The 9255-nt window shown below is 43.3% G+C and carries 6 protein-coding genes and 1 pseudogene; all 7 read right to left on the bottom strand.

Annotation, left to right across the window (positions count from 1 at the left end; translation table 11 throughout):
* Positions 1–19: 19 nt before the first annotated feature.
* Complete coding sequence (locus tag DWU89_RS07715) at positions 20–3313, bottom strand: TonB-dependent receptor (protein WP_158543351.1); 3294 nt, start codon at positions 3311–3313, stop codon at positions 20–22.
* A gap of 162 nt (positions 3314–3475) precedes the next feature.
* Complete coding sequence (locus tag DWU89_RS07720) at positions 3476–4471, bottom strand: FecR family protein (protein WP_115499070.1); 996 nt, start codon at positions 4469–4471, stop codon at positions 3476–3478.
* Between the two features lie 73 nt (positions 4472–4544).
* Positions 4545–5066: an RNA polymerase sigma-70 factor gene (locus DWU89_RS07725; RefSeq protein WP_233547667.1), complete on the bottom strand. Its 522-nt coding sequence runs from the start codon at positions 5064–5066 to the stop codon at positions 4545–4547.
* Between the two features lie 194 nt (positions 5067–5260).
* On the bottom strand, positions 5261–6535 hold the full coding sequence (gene serS, locus DWU89_RS07730; RefSeq protein WP_115499072.1) for a serine--tRNA ligase: 1275 nt from the start codon (positions 6533–6535) through the stop codon (positions 5261–5263).
* 103 nt (positions 6536–6638) lie between these two features.
* Entirely contained in the window at positions 6639–7175 is a 537-nt protein-coding gene (locus tag DWU89_RS07735) for a C40 family peptidase (RefSeq protein WP_115499110.1), read from the bottom strand.
* 44 nt (positions 7176–7219) lie between these two features.
* On the bottom strand, positions 7220–8404 hold the full coding sequence (locus tag DWU89_RS07740; protein ID WP_244205875.1) for a 6-bladed beta-propeller: 1185 nt from the start codon (positions 8402–8404) through the stop codon (positions 7220–7222).
* Positions 8405–8657: 253 nt separating this feature from the next.
* A pseudogene (locus tag DWU89_RS21255) lies at positions 8658–8768 on the bottom strand (Fic family protein); the annotation flags it as partial.
* Between the last annotated feature and the right edge of the window lie 487 nt (positions 8769–9255).

Raw genomic sequence — 9255 nt, forward strand, 5'->3', positions numbered from 1 at the left:
ATAATTTAAAGTTGATTTATTAAAATGCAAACTTGACACCGACCATAAACGAACGGACAGCCGGATAACCGGAAGCGTCATACCCGAAAGCAGTATCACTGTTTCCGCTCATATTGGATTCCGGGTTATATCCGGAATATTTCGTAATCGTAAACAGATTCTGCGCGCTTACATACAATTTTGCTTCCTGTACGAATGTATTTCTTTTCAACTGATTGAAAGTATAGCCCAAAGTCAGGTTACTTAAACGTAAATAACTGCCATTCTCGAGCCAGCGATCCGATTGCGTTTCATTCCTGTTTGAGTTGCTGAATTCCGGATAATTCGAATTTTCATTTGTCGGGCTCCAGCGATCCAATACGGCTACGTCGGTAGGAACATAGGCTGTATTCATAGTTGCACGCGTAAAATTCCAAATATCATTTCCCTGCACCCCATTGAAAAGTATATTCAAATCCCAGTTCTTATAGGAAACAGTCGTATTCCAGGAATAGGTAAACTTCGGCAGTGCATGGCCGATCACCGACATGTCTTCCCCATTGATCGTGTTATCGCCGTTCAAATCGGCATATTTGCTATCACCCGGAACAGCTCCGTATTTAGCTGCTTCCGCCGCTTCGTTGCTTTTCCAAGTTCCCAGATATTGCAATCCGTACATCTGTCCGATCGGTTCACCTACGTGCAAGACCGAATATCCGGTATAAACACGAGAGCCATAGCTCGAATTTACGAATATCTCTTCTTCTTCACCCATATTCAACACCTTATTACGGTTCAAACTAAGAGTAGCGCTTGTCTCGACAAACCAATCCTTACTATCGGCCAGAACGCCTGTCAGCATAAACTCCCATCCTTTATTCCGCATGGAACCGACATTCTTCAAAACCGAACCTCCGTACAGATAATCCGGAACAGAGACATTAAACAACAAGTCGACAGTCTTTTTGTAATAATAATCCACCGCACCGCTCAACCGTCCATTCAATACGGCAAAGTCCAGACCGATATTCGTCTGTTGCGTCGTTTCCCATTTCAGATCCCGGTTGGCAGGTGAAGACGGAGCGACCCCGATCGAACTCGATGCATTATCGAATTGATAGTTCATCCCCTGGCCATTTCCGCTCGACATTTTCTGTAATGTTGCATAAGGATTGATAGCCTGGCTTCCGACGTGGCCGTAACTTCCACGTAGCTTCAAATTCCGGAAAATATTCATATCCTTTATAAACGGCTCGTCCGAAAGTCTCCAAGCCACTGCACCGGAAGGAAAATATCCGTATTTATTCCCTTTTGCAAATTTAGATGAACCGTCTATACGCATGGAAGCCGTAAACAAATAACGATCCATCAAAGTATAGTTGACACGTCCCAGATAAGACTGTAACGACCATTCCGTATAACCGCTGGAAGCAGTCTGGTTAGCCCCCAATCCAAGATTGTTCACACCCAGGGCGATTGTCGAGAAGCCGGTCACATATGCACCTAACTGACGGTTGATATATTTTTGTTGTTCATATACCAACGTTGCATCTAATTTATGGATACCATTAAACGTCTTACTGTAAGCCAACTGGTTCGTATTCTGATAGGCTACAACCATTCCGTCATAAGCCTGTGCAATAGCTGTCGTCACAGAAGCATTTTTGTTATTCAAATCCAATGATGTGCTTTTGGTAGATATCAAGTTGGCACCACCGCTTACGGAAAGTTTCAATCCGTCGATAATCGTCCAGTTCAATTGCAGATTTGCCAATACCTTAAAGCCATATCCGTCTTCATCTCCGTTATGCAACAGCCAAACGGGATTGGTTCCGACATTCCCATAAAGCCCTCCTGGAGTTTCATATTTACCATTATCATCAAAGATCCGTTCATCTGGTGGATACAGCAGAGCAGCGCTCACCGGATGACCATTGTAAGTAGCAGTGTTCAAGTTCTTAGACTCATAATAATTCCCATTCAGGTTAAACACGACATCAAAGTTGTCTCTCACCTTGGAAGTAATATTGCCGGTAAAACCATATTTCTTATGGAAAGAATTCTCTACGACACCTTCCTGGTTTACATAAGAGGCAGAAAGATAGTATTTGATTTTACTCTGTCCGCCGCTAATCGCCAACTGATGGTTTTGGGAAACAGCCGAACGCAATACTTCATCCTGCCAGTTGATTCCTTTTCCTTTAGCAGCTAATTCCGTCTCCGAATAATAAGGATTATTGCCAAGTGCCACCAACCGCTCATTAAATACCGTCCTGTACTGGGTTGCATCCAGCACATCCAACTTACGGAAAGGCTGATCGAAGCTGACAAAACCATTATATTCGACTTTCATCTCGCCTTCTTTCGCCGACTTCGTTGTAATCAAGACGACACCGTTCGACCCCTGCGAGCCGTACATGGAAGTGGCCGAGGCATCTTTCAATATCGTAATCGATTCGATATCGTTCGGATTAAGCATCGAATAGTCGGCTCCCAGGAAACCGTCCACAACATAAAGCGGATCGTTGCTGCCGTTTACGGAGTTTGTACCACGAATACGAATCCTCATATTGGAACCGGGCGCACCGTTAGTCTGCGTGATCTGGACACCCGGCGCTTTACCGCGCAATGCCTCTTCTATTCGAAGTACAGGCTGGCGGGAAACATCGTCGAGGGAAACGGAAGATACGGCACCGGTAAGGTCTGCTTTCTTCGTCACACCGTAGCCTACAATCACGACATCAGACAGGGCGACGGCATCTTCTTTCAACACGACATTGATTGATGTATTTCCTTTCAAGGCTATTTCCTGCGATTCCATTCCAATATATGAAATCTGCAAGATCGCATTAGCCGGTACATTTGACAAGTTAAAACGTCCTTCCGCATCCGTAATAGTACCGTTTACCGTACCTTTAACCGAAACATTAGCTCCGATAACAGGCTCGCTGTTTTCATCGACCACACGGCCACGCACATTTTGTACCGGCCCTGCTTGCCGAACCTGTTTAGGCATCAGGACGATTTGACGATTATTGATTTCGAATTGCAGATTGGTCGGCTTCAACATACGGTCTACGGCCATTTCAATCTCCTGGTTGTTTACCCGAAGGCTGACCTCCTGCTTCAGATCAGTTTTATCCACATCATAAAAGAAGGTATAACCACTGACCGATTCTATTTTTTTGATTGCTTCCGATAAAGGGATTTTAGAAAAAGACACTGTTATTTTCTCGTTTGCATTATCGGCGTGCACATAGGATGAGACTAACAGCAGAAAAATAAAGGACAGAAAAGATATCCTTTTTTTCGATAACATCTTTATATTATTCATATCTTTGCGTGAATTTAAAGTTAACATTAATGAGTTCAGTATCAGACGACCAAATCAGAGATGAACTCACGTTGTTTTCTTGTTGGAGATTAACTCCGCGTAAGGCATGGATTTCGTTCCGTGCCTTATTTGTGTCATTCAATTCGTATTACTTCATAGGCATTATCTTTTTAATGGTTTGACTTCCGATATAATTACATGTTTATCCTCCTCGAAAGAGTATTGTATCGGATTAATCCGCGACATAATCTGCAGAATTGTTTCAAGCGGCTCATCCGTTATGGTAAAAGTATAACTCGTTTGAGCAATGGCAGGATCCAGGTCAATACTTATACTATACCAACGTTCCAGATACTTACAGATATAATCCAGCGGCTTGGCTTCAAACGAGCAGGACTTGTTTGCCCAGCATGACTCAAAATGTACATCTGCCGGATTCACCCGGATTCTATCTGCTTTCCGATCAATCATAGCCAGTTCTCCCGGCTTCATATACGTTTCTTCTTTCCCCTTCTGCAAGGAAATCCTTCCTTCCAATAAAGCGACCCTCAAATCCGGACTATCAGGATATGCCTTTACATTGAAGCGGGTCCCGTAGACATTTACGCTGAAATCTTCCGTCCGGACTGTAAACTGATGCTCCCGGTCTTTCTTAACATCAAACAGGGCTTCCCCTTCCAGCCAGACCTCACGCTTTCCCGTAAAAGAAGTTTTATAGGAAAGTGTGGAACCGATATTCAACCACACAGAACTGCCATCCGGCAAGAGCATCTGCGATTTTCCATTCAAAGCCGAATAGGTCTGCGAGGCAACTTCCGGCCTTCCTGTTATCCGGCCGGCAAAAAAAGAAATTGATACAGACAGGACAAGTAATAAAGAGGCGGCAACCATTGCAATCCGGTATTTCAAAACCGGAATCGTATAGACTTTCCGTTTCACCTGCATACGGGCTTCCATCCGTTTCCAGTAGTATGACACGTCCGGATCATATTCCCCAGCTTCGGCCTGTACCTCCCTCCAAAGTGACTCCAGCTCCATGAACAAAGATTCATTCCCGTCCGAATTTCTCCATTCATTCAGGGCAGCTTCCTCTTTCTTATCTGTTTCCTGCTTCAGATGAGAAATAATTAAATCCCAGGGAATTATTTTGTCCGTCATACACTTTTCCTTTTATGTATGACACATCAAAGAGAGAGAACCCTACTCTAAAATCAAAAAAAATTAAATCTTTTTACCAGAAATAAGTATAAGAGTCTCCCAAATACGCCTTTATCAGCTTTAACGCCTTCGTGATTTGCGCCTCCACATTTTTAACGGAGACATCTAATCTCTCGGCAATCTCTTTATTGGAAAGATGTTCGGTGCGGCTTTTCAGGAATATTTCGCGACATCTGTCGGGAAGGGAACAAACGGCTTCGGCAATTAGACGTTCCAACTCTTTCAACTCCAGGGAGTCGTCTATCTCAAAACGTTCGAGTAACGACCAGTCGGATACGGCTACAAAACGATCGTTATCTCTCAAATAATTCATAGCCCTGTTGCGGGCCGCTTGGAAAAGATAAGATTTCAAAGTTAATTTGATGTCCAGATTCTCCCGTTTCTCCCAAACAGAAGTAAAAACATCGAGCGCCAACTCTTCTGCAACTCCATTATCTTTTACATAGATACGGACAAAACGGCAAAGAGGCACAAAATACGTTTTGAACAGATACTCAAAGGCTTGCTGATCCCCCGCCCTGATTAATCTGACCATAAACATGTCATCTTGTATTTTTCCGGCATTACTCTCGACCATATTCCAATTCAAAGTTCAAGACGCAAACTTATATAAAACCGGTTAGATATCAATAAGATTTAACCAAAAGAAAAACGGAATAAAAGTATTTTTTACTTTTATCCCGTTTTCATTGGTGCGACTCATCCGTTCGCACTTTATATAAAGCCTTTTTACTTAATCATATCAAAACCCGTGTACGGAACCAATGCTTTCGGAATCCGGATTCCTTCCGGTGTCTGGTTGTTTTCCAGCAAAGCGGCAACGATACGCGGCAGGGCTAATGCGCTACCATTCAGCGTATGGCAAAGCTGTGTCTTTTTGTTTTCGTCACGATAACGACATTTCAGACGGTTTGCCTGGTAATTATCGAAGTTCGATACGGAGCTGACTTCCAGCCAACGTTTCTGTGCTTCCGAATAGACTTCGAAATCGAAACAGAGGGCAGCCGTAAAGCTCATATCGCCACCACAAAGACGCAGGATACGATACGGAAGTTCCAACTTCTGGAGCAAGCCTTCCACATGGTCCAGCATTTCCTGATGGGACTGTTTGGAATGTTCCGGTTTGTCGATACGGACAAGTTCCACTTTAGAGAACTCGTGCAGGCGGTTCAACCCGCGCACGTCTTTACCGTAAGAACCGGCTTCGCGGCGGAAACATTGCGTATAGGCGCAATTCTTGATCGGCAACTGTTTCTCATCGAGGATCACATCGCGGTAGATATTGGTTACCGGAACTTCGGCTGTCGGGATCAGATAGAGATCATCCACTTCGCAATGATACATCTGGCCTTCTTTATCAGGCAACTGGCCTGTGCCATAACCGGAAGCGGCGTTTACCACTGTCGGCGGCATGATTTCCATATAACCTGATTTACGGGCTTCATCGAGGAAGAAGTTGATCAGCGCACGCTGCAACTGGGCGCCCTGTCCTTTATATACCGGAAAACCGGCACCTGTGATCTTCACACCCAGGTCGAAGTCGATCAGGTCATATTTCTTCGCCAATTCCCAGTGGGGCAGCGCGTCTTTCGGCAGCTCCGTTTCCATTCCGCCCATCTTTTCCACCTTATTATCATCGGCGCCAACACCTTCGGGCACTTCATCATAGGGGACATTCGGGATTGTGTAGAGCAGGTTTTGCATATCTTCAGCCGCCTGATCCATTTCTGCCTGGATCGCTTTGTTGGCTTCCTTGATCTCGGCAACACGTTGCTTGGCAGTCTCGGCCTCCTCCTTTTTACCTTCTTTCATCAGCATGCCGATGGTTTTCGAAGCGGAGTTCACCTCTGCCAGGTTCTTATCTAATTGATTTTGTGCACTACGTCTTTTATCATTCAGCTCGATCACTTTTGCAATGCATTCCTTCGCACCTTTAAAGTGTTTCTTTTCCAGACCTTGAATCACACGGTCTGTTTCTTCCGTAATTACTTTAAGCGTCAACATACTCTAATGATGTTTTTTAATTGAGCTGCAAATATACATAGAGTTCTTAAATTAAGAATTAAGAATTAAGAATTAAAAGTCAAAATTGACGACAAGTGTACATTTATCTCACCCGTCCGCCTGTAAGCCACGCCCGGATATAATAAGGTTCACTCAGGCTGCTCACGACAACGCCGTTCGACGTACTGGTATGGATAAACTTTCCGTTCTTCAGATAGATCCCGACATGGTTGGGCACATTCTTCTTCCCTTTCCCCGTTCGGAAAAACACCAGATCGCCTTCTTTCAAATTGGCCCGGCTGACTTTTTTGCAGTTATGTTTCAGCATATCGGCAGCCGAACGTGCCAACTGCTTCCCATACACCTCGCGATACACAATCGCTACAAATCCGGAACAGTCCACTCCTTTCTTTGTCATTCCGCCCATCCGGTGAGGAACGCCCAACCATCTCGCCCCTTCATTATAAAGGAAAATATTATCATCCGGAGTCAATCGGACGCCATACAACCGTGAAAGCTCCTTCGGCCCCTTAAAGTCCGCCGGCAACGCAACCCGCTGCTTCCTACTGCCGCAAGAAGTAAGCGCCAGGATAAAAAGAAGCATTCCAAGAGAGGATGTGATAAAGTGTCTACGTGTCATGATGAAGACAAAGATAAGAAACATCCTGAAAGTTTCGCATCCTGTTATTTGAATTTAAGAATCCTCACCACCGGATTGTCATCTTCAACAAGTTTCTTCGCAACTTCATTCCCATTTCCTACCAGTCTTTTCTTTTGATAAGCCTCTATCATAGACGACGCCTGAATCATTTCGGCTGCCATATTTTTGGCGATAGACGGGGTCGATCCAGGACCCCATTCATCTAAACTACCCCAAGGCTTCACACCTAATTCAGCGTCTAAAATAGACAGTTTACTTATTTCACCGGTTTTAAAATCATACATAAATGTCGGCATTGGTCCTCCTCCTTTCGAATTAAAATCCAAAAGAAACGTTCCGAACTGTATAAATTTGTCGATTGTGAAAAAGGGCGTCCATATATTCCGAGGTTCAGAAGCATGAACCGACGGTTTACGGGTTAGGATGGGAGTCAATCCTTTATTGGGAGATAGTAGAAACAGTGTATCAGATGATATATCCATAATCACCAAGTCCTGGCCGTAATGCATGTTATGGAGATAAGAAAATTGATAAGGCCTATACATATTACCATCTTTCTGTATTATAGCGTTTGAATATCTTTTAGAAAAATGAATATCCAATACAGAAATCAGACTGCCGTCTTTCTTTGAAACAAGGCGATAAGGATCTTTTGTAGTCTCTTTTTCACGGCCCGGAACTATAGTTACATCGTCGTAAATCAGCAACGATTCATCATCAAAATTAAGAATCTTCATGCCATGCCCGAAACCATTTATTTTCAAAGTCCGCCTGTATTCTCCTTTCAACGAATACACAAAAATATATTGAGAGCATACATATATCTCTTCTTTCTTTTCATCCAAAAGCGTACCATTCTTAATCCAGGTATATTCCATGCCACTCGAACCTTTATGGTTAAAATGAGAATAAAGTTTCCCTGTCTTACGATCGAAAACAAATATATCACCTCGTTGAAATTCATGCACGAGAATATATTTGTCGGTAACAGCAGAAAGCGACGCCATTCCGCTCAACAAAATATCATCGGTCGTCTCCAACGGGACATATTCAATATCTGCAATTTCCTGAAGGCGCATCTTTGTCTGAGGATAATCTTTTGAGAAATCAAAGACCGGCAAGTCTCCTGTTTTTGACTGGGAACTTACAACCTGGCTCCCCATAAAAAAGAGGAATGTTGCCAATAAAAAGAGTTTTTTTGTTTTCATAATGTTAGAACGTTTAAATATATATCACTCAATATCAGCCAACAGATACCGTAATCTACCTATTCACGATCCAATATCCGCCTTTGGCACTTCCCATACGAACAAGATATCCTTTCTTTTTCAATCCAGTAATGAGACGTTCTACCTGACGCGTACTTAAAACCAACTGTTCTGCCAACATTTTTGCAGAAATACGATTATTAAGATGAATCAAGGCAAGAATCTTACCCTCGTTTACACCGACATCTTTTATAAGAGCATCTCCTTGCTCCATACGGATTGCATAACGCTCAATCTGCGCCGCAATTTCAGCTATCAGGTTGATCGCTTTTGCGCTGATGGTGAAAGGAGGTGTGTAAGTCATTACATTTCAAGTTTTAATTTGCAGTTTATACAAAGATAGGATTTTTTTCGATTACATACCTAACAACACAAGTTTAAGTGTAATAACACAATAAGTATCATCCCAACCGCAGGGGGGGGTTATTGTATAAAACGTATTTTTTAGGTCCAAAAGACATCTGAAACAAAATAAATGTTAATCCGCTTTTTTGACCTCAAAAAGGGACTTTTTCGCCTTTTTTGAGTGTTCCCAGCAATTATGACCGTCCTCTTTGCCATTACGACCGTGCTAATGTGTAGTGCACTCGGCACCTCGCGAAGATTAGCACGGTCGTAATGGAGATTTGGACGGTCGTAATTGGAAAGAGGACCGTCTTTAAGGCAAAAAAGCACCTGAATTTCCTTGAGATATTTGGAACGCCGTCCGTTTTGTTTTCAAATATTCGATTCTCCGGGAGTTAAGGTTTATCACTTTGCCGGTGTTTCCGTCTTTCGGCAATCAAATTGCA

It is taken from the genome of Parabacteroides acidifaciens (assembly GCF_003363715.1).
Taxonomy (GTDB): Bacteria; Bacteroidota; Bacteroidia; order Bacteroidales; family Tannerellaceae; genus Parabacteroides; species Parabacteroides acidifaciens.